Annotated in this window: 16 protein-coding genes; 15 read left to right on the forward strand and 1 reads right to left on the reverse strand. The window is 39.4% G+C overall.

The genetic code is table 11. The features are described 5' to 3' along the window. The first annotated feature begins 451 nt into the window (after window positions 1–451). The 10 genes from J2S10_RS26315 (at window position 452) to rsmI (ending at window position 7,458) form a co-directional block, all read left to right on the forward strand. Entirely contained in the window at window positions 452–655 is a 204-nt protein-coding gene (locus tag J2S10_RS26315) for a sigma factor G inhibitor Gin (protein WP_370876297.1), read from the forward strand. A 64-nt stretch (window positions 656–719) separates the two neighbouring features. Beyond that, window positions 720–2,156, forward strand: coding sequence for an aminotransferase class I/II-fold pyridoxal phosphate-dependent enzyme (locus J2S10_RS26320; RefSeq protein ID WP_307413995.1), 1,437 nt, complete (start codon window positions 720–722; stop codon window positions 2,154–2,156). 29 nt (window positions 2,157–2,185) lie between these two features. After that, entirely contained in the window at window positions 2,186–2,818 is a 633-nt protein-coding gene (gene tmk / locus J2S10_RS26325) for a dTMP kinase (RefSeq protein WP_307413997.1), read from the forward strand. A 136-nt stretch (window positions 2,819–2,954) separates the two neighbouring features. After that, window positions 2,955–3,284, forward strand: coding sequence for a cyclic-di-AMP receptor (locus J2S10_RS26330; RefSeq protein WP_307414000.1), 330 nt, complete (start codon window positions 2,955–2,957; stop codon window positions 3,282–3,284). 27 nt (window positions 3,285–3,311) lie between these two features. Next, complete coding sequence (holB, locus tag J2S10_RS26335; protein ID WP_307414002.1) at window positions 3,312–4,319, forward strand: DNA polymerase III subunit delta'; 1,008 nt, start codon at window positions 3,312–3,314, stop codon at window positions 4,317–4,319. Next, a complete protein-coding gene (locus tag J2S10_RS26340) occupies window positions 4,312–5,139 on the forward strand; it encodes a PSP1 domain-containing protein (RefSeq protein ID WP_307414004.1) in 828 nt (275 codons plus the stop codon). Before holB ends, J2S10_RS26340 begins: the two co-directional genes overlap by 8 nt. Window positions 5,140–5,152: 13 nt before the next feature. Continuing rightward, the gene (gene yabA / locus J2S10_RS26345) at window positions 5,153–5,524 is read left to right on the forward strand and encodes a DNA replication initiation control protein YabA (protein ID WP_307414007.1); all 372 of its coding nucleotides are present in this window, start codon (window positions 5,153–5,155) and stop codon (window positions 5,522–5,524) included. Between the two features lie 63 nt (window positions 5,525–5,587). Next, window positions 5,588–6,331, forward strand: coding sequence for a tRNA1(Val) (adenine(37)-N6)-methyltransferase (locus tag J2S10_RS26350; protein WP_307414008.1), 744 nt, complete (start codon window positions 5,588–5,590; stop codon window positions 6,329–6,331). Then, entirely contained in the window at window positions 6,318–6,605 is a 288-nt protein-coding gene (locus J2S10_RS26355; protein ID WP_307414010.1) for a GIY-YIG nuclease family protein, read from the forward strand. The genes J2S10_RS26350 and J2S10_RS26355 overlap by 14 nt, the downstream gene beginning before the upstream one ends. Continuing rightward, a complete protein-coding gene (gene rsmI / locus J2S10_RS26360) occupies window positions 6,583–7,458 on the forward strand; it encodes a 16S rRNA (cytidine(1402)-2'-O)-methyltransferase (protein ID WP_307414012.1) in 876 nt (291 codons plus the stop codon). The genes J2S10_RS26355 and rsmI overlap by 23 nt, the downstream gene beginning before the upstream one ends. A 52-nt stretch (window positions 7,459–7,510) precedes the next feature. On the opposite strand, the gene J2S10_RS26365 is transcribed toward rsmI, so the two are convergent. Then, the gene (locus J2S10_RS26365; RefSeq protein WP_307414013.1) at window positions 7,511–7,795 is read right to left on the reverse strand and encodes an AbrB/MazE/SpoVT family DNA-binding domain-containing protein; all 285 of its coding nucleotides are present in this window, start codon (window positions 7,793–7,795) and stop codon (window positions 7,511–7,513) included. A gap of 472 nt (window positions 7,796–8,267) precedes the next feature. Here J2S10_RS26365 and metG point away from each other — a divergent pair, with 472 nt between their 5' ends. The 5 genes from metG to rsmA all read left to right on the forward strand — a co-directional run bounded on the left by metG (window position 8,268) and on the right by rsmA (window position 14,347). Further along, on the forward strand, window positions 8,268–10,223 hold the full coding sequence (gene metG / locus J2S10_RS26370; protein ID WP_307414015.1) for a methionine--tRNA ligase: 1,956 nt from the start codon (window positions 8,268–8,270) through the stop codon (window positions 10,221–10,223). Between the two features lie 348 nt (window positions 10,224–10,571). Then, window positions 10,572–11,342, forward strand: coding sequence for a TatD family hydrolase (locus J2S10_RS26375; protein WP_307414101.1), 771 nt, complete (start codon window positions 10,572–10,574; stop codon window positions 11,340–11,342). A gap of 233 nt (window positions 11,343–11,575) precedes the next feature. Next, window positions 11,576–12,757: a G5 and 3D domain-containing protein gene (locus J2S10_RS26380; RefSeq protein ID WP_307414016.1), complete on the forward strand. Its 1,182-nt coding sequence runs from the start codon at window positions 11,576–11,578 to the stop codon at window positions 12,755–12,757. A 158-nt stretch (window positions 12,758–12,915) separates the two neighbouring features. Next, a complete protein-coding gene (gene rnmV, locus J2S10_RS26385; RefSeq protein WP_307414019.1) occupies window positions 12,916–13,476 on the forward strand; it encodes a ribonuclease M5 in 561 nt (186 codons plus the stop codon). Then, window positions 13,469–14,347 (forward strand): 16S rRNA (adenine(1518)-N(6)/adenine(1519)-N(6))-dimethyltransferase RsmA, encoded by an 879-nt coding sequence (gene rsmA, locus J2S10_RS26390; protein WP_307414021.1) that lies wholly within the window; start codon window positions 13,469–13,471, stop codon window positions 14,345–14,347. The genes rnmV and rsmA overlap by 8 nt, the downstream gene beginning before the upstream one ends. Window positions 14,348–14,387 lie beyond the last annotated feature (40 nt).

Consider the following 14,387-nt stretch of genomic DNA (forward strand, 5'->3'; position numbering starts at 1 on the left):
TCTCAGCGCCGATGGTAGTTGGGACGCGAGTCCCTGTGAGAGTAGGACGTTGCCAGGCAAAGATGAAAGACAACCTGATATGGGTTGTCTTTTTTTGTGTTTGTCCGTAAGGACAATGGTCCTTATTAATGATCTAAACAATTCGCTGATAAAACTCCTAGATTCGCTGATTAAATGTAATATTCGCTGATAAAGTGTATTTTTTCGCTGATAAGCTGCAAAAAAGCATGTAGATGAATTGAAAACCCAGCTTTTTTTGTTTTATTTGCGAAAGGTTTCCTTTTAAGTTGATAAAAAAGTACAAAATGTTTTGAAAGAAATCGTTGTTAGACATACACCCAACGGCTCATTGCTACATAAAATATAAATCAGGAGCAACCTGAAAAGATTATTCGAAAAATTGTATACAATTAGTTGATAAGGGAAGAATAGGTGTATGGAGGTGGAGCGATTGAGTTCATTGTTTGCACATAGTCATTTAGAGGAAACGTGCGTGATTTGTGATCAATTAAAACCGAAGGGCATACATCTATATACTTCATTTATCTGTACTGAATGTGAAAATGATTTAATTCGAACAGAAATAAATGATCCAAAATATAAATATTTCCTAAAACAGCTAAAAAAAATAACAACGCCGGAGATTTTTTCTTAACAAGTCCTTTAAGGGCTTTATTTTTTTGTTAAAATAGATGAGACTCTTAGAAGGAAGTATAAAAATGAATAATCAATTAAAAATGCCTTTATATCAAGCATTAGTGGAACATGCTAGGAAAAATCCTATTTCATTCCATGTCCCCGGACATAAATATGGCAGTATTTTTAAACCAACAGCAAGTGTTTTTCAGCAAATTTTACAAATCGATGCAACCGAATTAACGGGCTTGGATGACTTACACTCGCCAGATGGGATTATAGAGGAAGCAGAGGCCCTTTTAGCGGAGCTTTATCAAGTGAGGAAGAGCTTTTTCCTTGTCAATGGTTCGACAGTCGGAAATCTTGCAATGATTATGGCAGCTTGCACGGAAGGAACACATGTCCTTGTTCAAAGAAATTGCCATAAATCAGTTATGAATGCTCTTAAACTAGCGAAAGTAAATCCTGTATTTTTAGAGCCTGAATTTAACCGGGAATGGAAAGTAGCCACAGGTGTCAGTCTCGAAACAGTCAAGGAAGCTATTCATTTATATCCGGAAGCTAAGGCCATCATTTTGACCTACCCTAATTATTATGGGATGGTTTATGACTTGCAAAGTGTAATCCATGAAGCACATAGTCATGACATTCCGGTATTAGTGGATGAGGCACACGGGCCGCATTTTATTATCGGCGAACCGTTTCCTTCCTCCGCCATTCAAATGGGGGCGGATATTGTCGTCCAATCCGCTCATAAAACACTCCCGGCTATGACGATGGGCTCATTTTTACATTTTAATAGCCATTTAGTTAATGTAGACAAGCTAAAGGATTACTTACATATGTTTCAATCAAGCAGCCCATCCTATCCAATTATGGCCTCTTTGGATTTAGCAAGGAATTATTTAGCTGCCTATGAAAGGCAGGATGTCCGATTTTTAATAAAAGAAATAGGCCGATTTAAAAGGGAGCTTGCGGACATTCCCAGTGTTAGGGTGTTAGAGTATCCGAATAAATTAGGCGATCCGTTGAAGGTAACGATTCAATCAGCGTGTGGTATAAGCGGCTTTGAACTGCAAAAACGATTTGAAGAGATAGGGATTTTTACGGAATTGGCCGATCCTTATAATATATTATTAATCCTCCCCTTGTTAAAAGAAAAACAAGACTATCCTTTGACAGAAAGTGTTGAAGGAATAAAAAAGGCATTAAAGGGGCTCTCTTTTCAAAAGGGAACAGATGAATGTCAAGTGGATAACCGGAAGATTTCCGAGTTGGCCATAGCTTATAAAGACATGCCGGATTATGAAGAAAAGGATATTCCTATTTCAAAAGCAGTTGGCGAAGTTTGCGCAGAAACGGTTATTCCGTACCCTCCCGGCATTCCTTTGCTTTTACGGGGAGAAGAGGCTACAAATGAAAAGATTCAATATCTAAAAAAATTAATAGATAACCGGGCGAAGTTCCAAGGAGGCAACTCATTGGAGGATGGCTTTATAAAAGTTTTTTGGACATCTTAAGAAAAGAACAGTTTTGGAGGTTTAACTAGATGGAAAGTGGAATTTTTATTACATTCGAGGGACCTGATGGTGCTGGGAAGACCACCATTATCAGTATGATAGCAGAACAGCTTGAAAATGCACTGTTAACAAGGGAACCGGGCGGTATAGATATAGCGGAACAAATTAGAAGAGTCATATTGGATAAGGACAATACGGCGATGGACCCCCGTACGGAGGCGCTTCTGTATGCAGCTGCCAGAAGACAGCACCTAATTGAAAAGGTAAAGCCGGCATTGGACGCGGGAAAAGTTGTTTTGTGCGATCGGTTTGTGGATAGTTCTTTGGCCTATCAAGGGCATGGCCGCGGTTTGGGAATAGAAGAGGTATTTAATATCAATCAATTTGCCATTGAACAAATGATGCCTGATTTAACGATATACTTTGATATTGAGCCGGAGTTAGGGCTTAAACGAATCAATAGAAATAAAGGCAGAGAAGTTAATCGATTAGATTTAGAAAATTTGGATTTCCATTATAAAGTTAGAGAAGGATATTATATCCTAATGGAACGTTTCCCAAAAAGAATAGTAAAAATTGATGCTTCGGGAACATTAGAGGATGTATTCCAAAAAACAATGAAAATCGTATTAGAAAGATTAGAGCAAAGAAAGCCTGTATAGGGCTTTTTTTATTATAGTAGAGTCGCAAAAAAATCGTATTGTTTTCCCTATCGAATATCCATGTATGCTGTAGTAATACCTGTTATAATATAGAAAAGTGGAAAATCCCGTATTAATAATGGAGAGGGTGGGTTGGATGAAACTTATCATTGCTGTTGTACAGGATCAAGATAGCAACCGATTATCAAAGGCGTTAGTAGAAAATAATTTTAGGGCGACAAAACTAGCGAGTACAGGTGGATTTTTGAAGTCGGGCAACACTACTTTTATGATTGGTACGGAGGATATTCGCGTTGATCGGGCTCTTAAAATTATTAAGGATAATTGCAGTGCGCGGGATCAATTAGTAGCTCCTGTTTCACCGATGGGAGGAAATGCAGATTCATATGTTCCATATCCAATTGAAGTAGAGGTTGGAGGGGCAACAGTATTCGTCTTACCTATCGAGCAATTTATGCATTTTTAAAATAAGTTTGATAAGCGAGTGATTGATTTGGGAAAAACATGGGATCAATTAGAAGAGTTACAGCCTACTGTTTTGAAAATGTTAAAAAACAGTATTATTAAAAATCGAGTGGCCCATGCTTACCTATTTGAAGGTATAAGAGGGACAGGAAAAAGGGAAATAAGTTTGTTAATGACAAAATCTCTTTTTTGCGATTCCTTAAAAGAAGGATACAAACCATGTGAAACTTGTGCGAATTGCAGAAGGATCAATAACGGAAACCATCCGGACGTTCATATGGTAGAGCCGGATGGATTGTCAATAAAGAAACAACAAATCCAAGACCTGCAAGTAGAATTCTCAAAAAAAGGAGTAGAATCCTCAAAAAAGGTCTATAACATTATCCATGCAGATAAAATGAGTACAGGAGCTTCAAATAGTCTGCTTAAGTTTCTTGAGGAACCAAATGCGGGGACAGTGGCCATTCTGTTAACAGAGCAGCCGCAGCAACTATTACCGACTATTCTTTCCAGGTGCCAAATCTTAACATTCAAACCTTTATCACCCCATGCAATGATTAGTCAATTAAAGGAAAGCGGCATTGAACCAACAAAAGCGCGCGTTTTAGCCCAGTTGACGAATAGTCTTGATGAGGCATTGAAATTAAATGACGATGATTGGTTTGCACAAGCCCAAAAAATAGTGTTAAAATTATATGAGGTGTTGAAAAAAAATCCGTTGGAGGCAATGGTAACGCTTCAAGGAGATTGGTTTCTTCACTTTAAGGATAAAGAACAGGTCAATCTTGGTTTAGATCTTTTACTTCTTATTTTTAAGGATTTACTATATATACAATTAGATAAGCAGGAGCAAATTGTTTTCATGGGAGAAAGCGAACGGTTAAAGCAATTTGCCCTACATGTATCCGGGCGGCGCCTATCGGAACAAATGTCAGCTATTCTTGAGGCAAAAAGAAGGCTGCAGGCTAATATGAATCCTCAGCTGATGATGGAACAGCTTGTGTTAAAATTGCAGGAGGGATCTTCATTTGTATGATGTTGTAGGAGTACGCTTCAAGAAGGCGGGGAAAATCTATTATTTTGATCCGGGAGATCTTTCTATTCAAAAGGATGACTTCGTAATTGTCGAAACAGTCCGCGGTGTCGAATATGGTAAAGCGGTTATTGCCCGTAAACAGGTAGAGGAGCACGATGTCGTTCTCCCATTAAAAAAGGTAGTCAGAATAGCGGACCAAAAGGATAAAATGATTGTTGATGAAAATAAACAAGCCGCCCATGAAGCCTATGAAGTATGTAATGAAAAAGTAAATGAGCATCAACTGGATATGAAACTAGTGGATGTTGAATATACATTTGACAGAAACAAGGTAATCTTTTACTTTACCGCTGATGGGAGAGTGGATTTCCGCGAACTGGTAAAGGATTTAGCAGCTATTTTTCGAACACGAATCGAACTGCGCCAAATTGGAGTTAGAGATGAAGCCAAGATGCTTGGGGGAATTGGCCCATGTGGAAGAATGCTTTGCTGCTCCACGTTTTTAGGCGATTTTGATCCTGTTTCCATTAAAATGGCGAAAGACCAAAACCTTTCATTAAATCCTACAAAAATATCAGGTTTATGCGGCAGACTCATGTGCTGTTTAAAATATGAAAATGATGAATATGAATCAGCTAAAGAGCAGCTGCCTGATTTAGGAGAGATAATTCTTACGCCACAGGGGCAAGGAAAAGTAGTAGGATTAAATATATTAGAGCGGGTACTTCAGGTAGAACTAAAGGAACAGGACCGGGTTCTGGAGTATACATTGGACGAGATCAATAAAGAGGGTGCCTTTTCTATACAATCCACAGATTAATGAGGTGGAATACGTGGATAAAAAAGAAATATTTGAATCAGTAAGTAACATGGAAACACAAATTGGTCATCTTTACCAGCAGCTAGGGGAATTAAAGCAGCATTTAGCCGAAATACTAGAAGAGAATCATTATTTAAAGCTTGAAAATGAACATCTAAGGCGCCGCTTAGATGTATCTACGGATAAGGAAAAGAAGGATGTCACTAATAAAAAGGGGACAATCCCAATACAATCCCCTGAAGCTAAGCCCTTTGATGTAGGGGAAGGATATGATAACCTCGCCCGTCTCTATCATGAAGGGTTTCATATTTGCAACCTTCATTTTGGCAGCTTGCGTAAAGAAGGCGATTGTTTATTTTGTCTTTCCTTTCTTAATAAGAAATAACATGAAGCCTTCCTTCAGCAGGAAGGCTATTTTTATACTTTTGCTATGCAAGGAGATTTCAAAATGGTTAACTTAAAAGAAGATGAACGACTTGATTACTTGCTTGCCGAAAACCTGAGGATTATCCAAAGTCCATCGGTTTTTGCCTTTTCACTCGATGCTGTTTTGCTGGCGAGGTTTGTGTACGTACCGATCCAAAAGGGGAACTTAATCGATTTGTGCAGCGGGAATGGGGTAATCCCTTTATTTTTAAGTGCAAGGACAAAAGGGCAAATTACCGGTGTGGAAATTCAAGAGCGATTATATGATATGGCAATAAGAAGTATTGAATATAATAATCTTCACAATAGGATAAAAATGATTCATGGGGACATTAAGGAAATGCCGAAACAATTGGGTTTTGGAAAATATGATGTGGTCACATGCAACCCTCCTTATTTTCCTACACTATCAAAAGAAGAAATAAATCCAAATGAACATCTGGCAATCGCCCGTCATGAAATACTATGTACGCTTGAAGATGCGATTAGGGCCGCAAGTCAATTAGTAAGGCAGGGTGGAAAAGTGGCCTTTGTCCACCGGCCCGGCCGTTTAATTGACATCATTACCTTGATGCGGCAATACAGGCTGGAGCCGAAACGGATTCAATTCGTTTATCCGAAGCTGGGAAAAGAAGCCAATACAATTTTGATTGAAGCCATAAAAGACGGCAATCCTGATTTGAAAATTTTGCCTCCGCTCATTGTCTATAATGAGGATGATGAATACACACCTGAAATAAGAGAGATTTTATATGGAGAATCATGATCATTTTTTTTATGTGTTAACCTGTACGGATGGAAGTTTTTATGGAGGTTATACGAATAATCTTAAACGGCGGATTAGGCTTCATAATGAAGGAAAAGGGGCAAAGTATACACGCGGAAGAAGGCCGGTAACGTTAACGTATTTTCAAAGCTTTGACAATAAAAGTGATGCATTAAAGGCGGAATATCAATTTAAGCAATTAACAAGGAAGAAAAAAATAGAGTTTTTAATTAGGGAAACGGGTGGTTATGATGTGGCAGCAGAAAAGCTTTGAGAACGAGGAACAGAAAGGAATCCTTTATCTTGTTCCCACTCCGATTGGAAATTTGGAGGATATGAGTTTTCGGGCGATTAGAATTTTAAAGGAAGCGGATTTGATTGCCGCAGAAGATACAAGAAATACAAAAAAGCTGTGCAATTACTTTGAGATTGGGACCCCGGTGGTTAGTTACCATGAACACAACAAAGAAACGAGTGGCGAGAAGCTGATTCATAAGGTAAAGGAAGGGGTAAAAATCGCATTAGTCAGTGATGCCGGAATGCCTGCAATCTCTGACCCCGGTTATGAACTGGTGGCCGCTGCCATCCGGGAAAAAGTAGCAGTTGTCCCGTTACCAGGTGCGAACGCTGCGCTAACATCCTTAATTGCCTCCGGCCTGATTTGCCAGCCTTTTTATTTTTTCGGATTTCTTGACCGAAATAAAAAGGAGAAGCGGAGCCAACTGGAAAGCTTGAAAAAACAAATGGCTACGCTTGTTTTTTACGAATCTCCACACCGCCTTAAAGAGACCCTGTCGATTATGTTGGAAATTTTCGGAGACAGGAATATTGCCCTTGCACGCGAGGTAACAAAGAAATTTGAGGAATTTATTCGCGGCAGCTTACAAGAAGCAATCACATGGGCGAATGAGGATGAGATTCGCGGTGAATTTTGCTTGATTATTGAGGGTGCTAAGGACCAATTAGAAGAAGAAACTTGCTGGTGGGAGCATTTAACCCTAGATGAACATGTTAACCACTACATCTCACTTAAAAATATTTCATCAAAGGAAGCGATTAAACAAACGGCTAAAGATCGCGGCCTAAATAAAAGGGATGTTTACCAGGCGTATCATATTGAGCAATGATTTTTTGTACATAAAAAAACTCCAGCACCTACTTTAGGGCTGGAGTACTTTATTATTTCGCTAATTCAAATGATTGTTGGATTTCTTGTACTAATTGCTCTGCACCTTCACGGGAAAGGATTAATTTACCGCCTGCAAGAGCTAAGTTGTCATCAGAAACTTCCCCAGTTACTTGGCAAGTCATATTTGGTTTATATTTTTTTAAGATAATGCGCTCATCATCAACATAAATTTCAAGAGCATCTTTTTCTGCAATGCCTAATGTACGTCTTAATTCGATCGGAATAACCACACGGCCTAATTCATCAACCTTACGAACGATACCTGTAGATTTCATATTTACAATCTCCTCTCACTTAATCATGCTATTTTCTCTATCTTTTATTCGTCATTATTCGACAAATTTCTTATAAATCAATAATACCAGCCATTCCCATATCCGTCAATTATTTTATTTTGAAAAATAATTGGAAAAAATACGATATTTTATAAATGTTGATTTAACAAGGAAAAAGTGAATAATCATTCAATATCAAGGGGTTTTACTACCATCATATTGTAAAACGGAATAATTTTTTTAGTTGAAGTTGATTCGACAAAAATCTACAATAGGCGATAGTTCACCAACAAAGGATTCAGTTGATAATCCTTTTTTATGGGGGTTGAAAGGGATTTTTTAAATTGCTACATTTTAGGTTTATTGCAACAAGGGTGGTTTTTCGGTATATTTTGATGATATAAGAGGGAAAAAACAGGCTATAATGATAGAATGAGTATTGATGGTTGTCAATAAAAGAGGAGGGACACTTATGCAAGAAAAATTAAAAACTTTCTATCTTACCACACCAATTTACTATCCGAGTGGTAATTTACATATTGGCCACGCTTATACAACGGTAGCCGGTGATGCCATGGCGCGTTATAAGCGAATGAGAGGCTTTGATGTTATGTATTTGACCGGTACGGATGAACACGGTCAAAAAATTCAGCGTAAGGCAGAAGAAGCCGGGATAACACCGCAGGCTTATGTTGATGGGATCGTTGAGGGAATTCAAGAGTTATGGAAGAAAATGGATATTTCTTATGACGATTTTATCAGGACGACACAAGAAAGGCACAAGCAGGTTGTAGAAAAAATTTTTGCCAGATTGCTTGAGCAAGGGGATATCTATCTGGACAAGTATGAAGGCTGGTACTGTACACCGTGTGAATCGTTCTATACGGACCGTCAACTAGTGGAAGGGAATTGTCCCGATTGCGGCAGGCCGGTTGAAAAGGTAAAAGAAGAATCGTACTTTTTTAGAATGGGAAAATATGTGGATCGCTTGCTCCAATACTATGAGGAAAATCCGGACTTTATCCAACCAGAGTCCCGAAAAAATGAAATGATTAATAACTTTATTAAACCCGGTCTCGAGGATTTAGCTGTATCAAGAACTACATTTGATTGGGGAGTCAAAGTACCCGGAGATCCGAAGCATGTCGTGTATGTATGGATTGACGCCTTATCGAACTATATTACGGCCCTTGGTTACGGAACAGAAAATGATCAAAAGTATTTAAATTATTGGCCTGCGGATGTACACCTGGTCGGAAAGGAAATTGTGCGTTTCCATACGATTTATTGGCCGATTATGTTAATGGCCCTTGATTTACCATTACCGAAAAAGGTTTTTGCCCATGGCTGGTTATTGATGAAGGACGGTAAAATGTCCAAATCAAAAGGAAATGTGGTCGATCCCGTTACGTTAATTGACCGTTATGGTTTGGATGCTCTTCGTTATTACCTATTAAGGGAAGTACCTTTTGGAGCAGATGGTGTTTTCACACCGGAAGGTTTTGTCGAGAGAATTAATTTTGATTTAGCGAATGATCTTGGAAACCTGTTGAATCGAACGGTTGCAATGATTGAGAAGTATTTTGCCGGGGTCATTCCTGATTACACCGGGTCAGTTGGCGAGTTTGATGCTTCATTGCTTCAAGTTAACAACGAAACGGTTGCAAAATACGAGGAAGCAATGGAGAAAATGGAGTTTTCAATTGCCTTAACGTCTATTTGGCAACTGGTGAGCCGGACAAATAAATATATCGATGAAACACAGCCGTGGACATTGGCAAAAGACGAAGAACGGAAACCCGAGCTGGCAAGCGTAATGGTTCACTTAGCGGAATCTCTTCGGAGAATCGGTATTCTTCTTCAACCGTTTTTAACACGTACACCTAATGCGATTTTTAAACAGTTAGGCATTCAAGATGAGGCTCTTAAATCTTGGGAAAGTCTTGACAGCTTTGGTGTTATTCCTCACGAAACAAAGGTTGAAAAGGATGCTCCAATTTTCCCAAGGCTCGAAATTGCTGAAGAGGTTGAATTCATAAAGACGAAAATGCAAGGCACTGCACCGGCAGTCGAAGAAAAGAAAGAAGAAGTCCCGGAAACGATCGACGAAATTGCTATTGATGATTTTATGAAAATTGATTTGCGCGTTGCTGAAGTTATTCAGGCGGAACCTATTAAAAAAGCCGATAAACTTCTCAAGCTTCAGCTTGATCTTGGATACGAAAAGCGTCAAGTGGTTTCGGGGATTGCAGAGTACTATAAACCGGAAGAACTAGTGGGACGGAAGGTTATTTGTATTACAAATTTAAAACCGGTAAAACTACGTGGAGAGCTGTCACAAGGAATGATTTTGGCTGGCTCAAAAGACGGTTCGCTATCTTTAGCCACGGTTGATCAATCGCTGGCTAATGGGGCAAAAGTAAAATAAGCATATGGATTTGAAAACGGTCTAACGCAAGCGTCCTTGAACGGGCGCTTGCGCTTTTCTGAAAAGATAAGAATGTATAAAATTAGACTTTGAGAATTGTCCAGCTCCAGCGCCCAGCGACTAGTGTACTTCGCTCTTCTCCCTACGATAAGTCAACATCGAATCGCAAAAAACGCGATTCGTGTTTCCTTTATCTCAGTCGAAGCGCTCCAGTCCATACGTCGCTTAACGGGCGCTTGCGCTTTTCTGATAGAAATGTTCCACGTGAAACAAATTTCGGGACATTTCTATTTTTTTATTCAGCATTTGACACGGATTAATAAAAGGATGAGAAGGAGTAGCAGTATGATGTTATTTGATACCCATGTACATTTAAATGCAGAGCAATACGATGAAGATTTAGAAGAAGTTATTGAAAGAGCCAGGGAAGAAGGCGTACATAATATGGTGGTTGTAGGCTTTGATCGTCCGACCATTCAAAGGGCAATGGAGCTGGCCGAAAGCTATGAGTTTATTTATGCATGTGTGGGATGGCATCCGGTTGATGCCATTGACATGACGGATGAGGATTTGTTATGGATCGAGGAGTTAGCTGCACATCCTAAAGTAGTGGCAATCGGCGAAATGGGATTAGATTATCATTGGGACAAGTCACCAAAGGATATTCAAAAAGAGGTTTTCCGGAAGCAAATCAGACTCGCAAAAAAAGTAAAGCTTCCGATTGTTATCCATAATCGTGAGGCGACTGCAGATATTGTGGAAATATTAAAAGAAGAGGGAGCAGAAGAAGTAGGAGGAATCATGCACTGCTTTAGCGGCAGCCCTGAGGTAGCAAAAGAATGTGTGAAAATAAACTTTTATATTTCACTTGGAGGTCCTGTTACCTTCAAAAATGCAAAAAAGCCAAAAGATGTTGCGGCAGAAATTCCATTAGATAAATTGTTAATTGAAACAGATTGCCCATACTTAGCACCGCATCCATACCGCGGAAAACGAAATGAACCAAGTTATGTTAAGTTGGTTGCTGAAGAAATTGCGGCGATAAAAGGTGTATCGTTCGAGGAAGTTGCTGAAGCTACGACACAAAATGCTAAAAAATTATTCGCCATAAATCGATAAAGAATGATGTCGAAGCAGCTAGAAGCTTGTCCAAATTTTTTCTTTTAACAAAAAGTTCTACAAGTCTCCTTTTCCTCATAGGATTACCATGTCGATAAGTTTTCCTTTGCAATTTACCCAACATTATGCATAATTAGAAATACCTTCACAAAAAATGCAAGGGTTGACAGCCGACAGCATGGTTCTTACAATCTCTCCGAGAAAAGGAGGCGTTTTTCATCGTATTTGAAAACATGAAAAACCTGTTTTCCAAGTCTTTGAGTAAGAAGAAATTGGCCATCGCTTTTGCTAGTTTTGTAGTTTTGGCAACAACTTTTGGGATTCTTACCTTTGAAGGATCAAAGAAAACCGTTGCACTTACTCTTAATGGCAAGCAAAAAGTCGTAGCAACACATGCAGATACCGTCAAGGAACTATTTGATGAACTGGATGTACCGATTCACTCAAAAGACTACTTGTTTCCCGCGGCAAGCACCAAGGTGAAGGACCGCCTTAGGGTTGTCTGGAAGCAAGCAAAGCAGGTTCATATTGTCAAAGACAACAAGAAAAAAACGATTTGGACAACTGCCAATACGGTGGCTGAGCTCCTAAAAGAGCAGAAAATTGTTTTGAAAGACCACGACCAAATCTCACCAAGACCGCAAATTGCAATTAAGGATAAGATGAATATCGGAATTAAAAGAGCTTTTCATCTTACATATGTTGACGGCGGGAAACAGCAACACGTTTGGTCCACTTCGGCTACGGTCGCTGACTTTTTAACACAACAGGGAATCAAACTAAATGAATTTGACCGAGTTGAACCGTCATTAACAGAGACAGTATCAGAGAATGGTGTGGTAAACATCATTCGAGTAGAAAAAGTCACCGATGTAGTGGAAGAACCTCTTCAATTTGCTGTGATCACCAAGAAAGATGAAAGTTTGGAAAAAGGGACTGAAAAGACTGTTTCTGAAGGGCAGCCAGGACTTATTTCTAATCAATACGAAGTATTTGTTGAGAATGGCAAAGAAGTATCGAGAATGTTAATCAGTCAAGAATTAGTTAGAGGCAAACAAGATAAAGTAGTGGCTGTCGGAACGAAGGATTTGGCCTTACAGGTATCCCGTGGTGCAACTGACCCGGGACCGGAGTTTTACGTGAGTTCTACCGCCTATACAGCTGATTGTAATGGCTGTTCAGGGAATACGGCAACGGGCATTAATCTGCGTGCAAACCCGAACATGAAAGTGATTGCCGTTGATCCGAGGATTATTCCCCTTGGAACAAAGGTTTATGTTGAAGGCTATGGTTATGCAGTAGCAGCTGACACTGGTTCAGCGATTAAAGGGTACAAAATTGATGTTTTCTTTCCTTCTAGCTCGGATTGCTACCGCTGGGGGAATAAGAAGATAAAAATAAAAATTTTGAATTAATCTTTTTTGTGCAGAGGGTCCTATCCTCTGCATTTTGCATTTTTCGTAAATTTCTTTATACTTCATTGTATGAATATTTACGTTAATATAGACGAAGGACATTACAAAAATGTTTCAAAATTTTTTCAATTTTAATATTTTTTTAAAGGAAGAAATATATGAAGATTAAAGAGATTATTGTCGTTGAAGGAAAAGATGATACTACAGCAATTAAACGGGCTGTTGATGCCGATACCATTGAAACAAATGGCTCTGCAGTGAATTTGGAAACGATTGAAAAAGTAAGACGCGCGCAAAAATCGAGAGGTGTTATTATTTTTACGGACCCGGATTACCCCGGTGAAAAAATCAGGAAGACGATTACTGAAAATGTCCCCGGCTGTAAACACGCCTTCTTGGAAAAAGAAGCGGCGATAGCGAAAAATGGTAAGGGTGTAGGGGTTGAACATGCCAGTCCGGAAACGATTAGAGAAGCGCTAAAATGTGCTCAACTCATGCATGAAACGATTACTGAAGAAATAACGCAAGAGGACCTAATTACGGCCGGTCTGATCGGCGGAGAAGGCTCAAAGGAACGAAGGATCGTTTTGGGAAAGCTATTAAAAATTGGTTATACAAATGGTAAACAGCTGCATAAACGTTTAATGATGTTTCAAATTAGTAAGAAGGAATTCGCAGAAGCGATTGCGGTTGTAAGGCAGGAGGAAAAAAATGAATAAAGATATTGCTACCCCCGTGAGGACGAGGGCCATTCTTGAAAAATACGGGTTTTCTTTTAAGAAAAGCCTTGGACAAAACTTCCTTATTGATACAAATATATTACGGAAAATCGTCGATTTTGCTGATATTGGTGAGAACACCGGTGCAATTGAAATTGGACCGGGTATCGGCGCGCTTACGGAGCAGCTGGCACGAAGCAGTAAAAAAGTGGTTGCCTTTGAGATTGATCAACGATTGCTCCCGATTTTATCAGAGACGTTATCACCCTATCCTAATGTGAAAATCATTCATAAAGATGTCCTGGAGGCGAACGTACGGGAAGTGATGGATGAGGAGTTTGCAAATCTTGAAGATATTATGGTGGTAGCTAATTTGCCGTATTATGTGACCACTCCGATTATCATGAAGCTCCTTGAGGAACAGTTACCGATTCGCGGTATTGTTGTCATGCTCCAGAAAGAGGTTGCAGACAGGATTGCAGCCAACCCAGGGACAAAGGATTATGGTTCACTCTCGATCGCGGTTCAATACTATACCAATGCTGAAACGGTCATGATTGTCCCAAAAACGGTTTTTGTTCCGCAGCCGAATGTTGATTCTGCTGTTATTAGACTTACGAAAAGGGAAAAACCTGCTGTTATAGTAAAAGATGAAGTCTTCTTTTTCCAAGTAACAAGGGCCGGCTTCGCTCAAAGAAGAAAAACCTTGCTCAATAATCTAACAAGCCAGCTTCCGGATGGAAAGCAGAAAAAGGAAGAAATCCTAGCTGCTTTAGCAGCAAGTGGGATTGATCCTTCAAGAAGAGGAGAAACCCTTTCCTTAGAGGAATTTGGTCGCTTAAGCGATGAATTATACCCATATTTTCGATAGACCCGTTTACGGGTCTTCAGATTGTCGAGAAAAGATATTT

Source organism: Neobacillus ginsengisoli (assembly GCF_030813055.1).

Bases quoted from the DNA above. Each gene is read 5' to 3' on its own strand.
- rsmI (WP_307414012.1), top strand. From the start codon at position 6,583: ATGTGGCAGCAGAAAAGCTTTGAGAACGAGGAACAGAAAGGAATCCTT.
- J2S10_RS26350 (WP_307414008.1), top strand. From the start codon at position 5,588: ATGGTTAACTTAAAAGAAGATGAACGACTTGATTACTTGCTTGCCGAA.
- J2S10_RS26330 (WP_307414000.1), top strand. From the start codon at position 2,955: ATGAAACTTATCATTGCTGTTGTACAGGATCAAGATAGCAACCGATTA.
- J2S10_RS26380 (WP_307414016.1), top strand. From the start codon at position 11,576: ATGAAAAACCTGTTTTCCAAGTCTTTGAGTAAGAAGAAATTGGCCATC.
- J2S10_RS26355 (WP_307414010.1), top strand. From the start codon at position 6,318: ATGGAGAATCATGATCATTTTTTTTATGTGTTAACCTGTACGGATGGA.
- rsmA (WP_307414021.1), top strand. From the start codon at position 13,469: ATGAATAAAGATATTGCTACCCCCGTGAGGACGAGGGCCATTCTTGAA.
- rnmV (WP_307414019.1), top strand. From the start codon at position 12,916: ATGAAGATTAAAGAGATTATTGTCGTTGAAGGAAAAGATGATACTACA.
- J2S10_RS26365 (WP_307414013.1), bottom strand. From the start codon at position 7,795: ATGAAATCTACAGGTATCGTTCGTAAGGTTGATGAATTAGGCCGTGTG.
- J2S10_RS26375 (WP_307414101.1), top strand. From the start codon at position 10,572: ATGTTATTTGATACCCATGTACATTTAAATGCAGAGCAATACGATGAA.
- J2S10_RS26320 (WP_307413995.1), top strand. From the start codon at position 720: ATGAATAATCAATTAAAAATGCCTTTATATCAAGCATTAGTGGAACAT.
- metG (WP_307414015.1), top strand. From the start codon at position 8,268: ATGCAAGAAAAATTAAAAACTTTCTATCTTACCACACCAATTTACTAT.
- tmk (WP_307413997.1), top strand. From the start codon at position 2,186: ATGGAAAGTGGAATTTTTATTACATTCGAGGGACCTGATGGTGCTGGG.